Annotated in this window: 1 protein-coding gene; it reads left to right on the top strand. The window is 41.9% G+C overall.

Annotation, left to right across the window (positions count from 1 at the left end):
- Positions 1-1,128, top strand: a 1,128-nt coding sequence (locus tag HM984_RS17735) for an Lcl domain-containing protein (RefSeq protein WP_179350098.1), incomplete at its 5' end; no start/stop codon positions are given.
- Positions 1,129-1,554: the final 426 nt, after the last annotated feature.

The following is a 1,554-nucleotide window of genomic DNA, read 5'->3' as shown; positions in this document are numbered from 1 at the left end:
ACAGGCCCACAAGGTCCCTCAGGTAATGATGGTGCCGACGGATCCGATGGTGCTGATGGCACTAACGGTTTGGATGGGGCAACAGGAGCAACAGGGTCTACTGGGCCACAAGGCGCACAAGGTCCAACAGGAAATGATGGTGCTGATGGAGCAGATGGAGCTGATGGCACTAACGGTTTGGATGGGGCAACAGGAGCAACAGGACCTACTGGGCCACAAGGCGCACAAGGTCCAACAGGTAATGATGGTGCTGACGGAGCAGATGGAGCTGCAGGTACTGACGGTACGGATGGAGCTACAGGAGCTACAGGGTTACAAGGACTACAAGGTCCTGCAGGTAATGATGGAGCCGATGGAGTAGGTATTGCACAAACATTAAGTTTTACATCACCTAACTTAACACTATCTGATAGTGGCGGAACAGTAGATTTAACATCACTTATTAATGATGCTGATAGTGATATTAGTAACGAAATTCAAAATTTATCAGAAGTACTTACTGAAGGTAATACAGCAGATGCTCAAATAAAAAACGTAACCGACCCAACAGATGCCCAAGATGCTGCAACAAAGGCTTATGTAGATGCATTAGAGGCGCAAATAGCAGCTTTAGATGCTCGAATTACAGCTTTAGAGCCAGCAACAGTAGGCGACTTTAGAAATGGAGGCGTGGTATTCTGGGTGGATCCTACAGATAATACCCATGGGCTAGTTTGCGCTATAGAAGACCAAAGTTCAGTAATACCATGGAATAATGGTTCTTACATAGTTACCGGAGCTACAGGTACCGCAGTTGGCACTGGCGCTGCAAATACAGATGCTATTATAGCAGCGCAAGGTCCAACAGAAACCGATTATGCAGCAGGTTTAGCAAGAGCCTATACAGGAGGTGGTTTTAACGATTGGTTTTTACCGAGTCAAGATGAGTTAAATGAAATGTACCTAAATAAAGCAGCTATAGAAGCTACAGCAACCGCAAATTCAGGTGCTGTTTTTTATAACGATTACTACTGGAGTTCTTCGGAGGTCAATAATCCTTACGCATGGTACCAGAGTTTCGCCGATGGCAATAAGCTCGGCTTCTTTAAGTACATCAGCTACTATGTGCGTGCAGTTCGGGCTTTTTAACCATTTAGTTATTTATCAATTTAAATAGTGCCGTATAAGCGGTCGGTTTTTATTTTTTAAAAATGGCACTACATACGGAATTACTGGTTTACAGAAATACTTGTAAACTGGTATTAGAAGTTTTTATAAGCACCAAATATTTCCCCGAAGAATAATAAGTATAGTTTGGGTAGAGCTATGGAGTGCGTTGTATTGGTGCTAATGCGTTGTATTTAAAGAGCCAACAGAGCACAAGAAAAAACAGCGTTTATAAATGCGTTTTTAGATAATTTTGAAATTAAAATATTAAATATGAAAAAAAAATTATACATATTTTTAGTAGCCATATTACTAACGGCAACCAGTTTTTCCCAAACGCCAGAAAAAATGAGTTACCAAGCTGTTGTAAGAGACAGTGGTGATAACTTAGTCGCTAACCAACCCATA

Origin of the sequence: Winogradskyella pacifica, assembly GCF_013403915.1 — a bacterium.
Taxonomy (GTDB): Bacteria; Bacteroidota; Bacteroidia; order Flavobacteriales; family Flavobacteriaceae; genus Winogradskyella; species Winogradskyella pacifica.
This window is presented reverse-complemented; position numbering and strand designations above follow the sequence as displayed.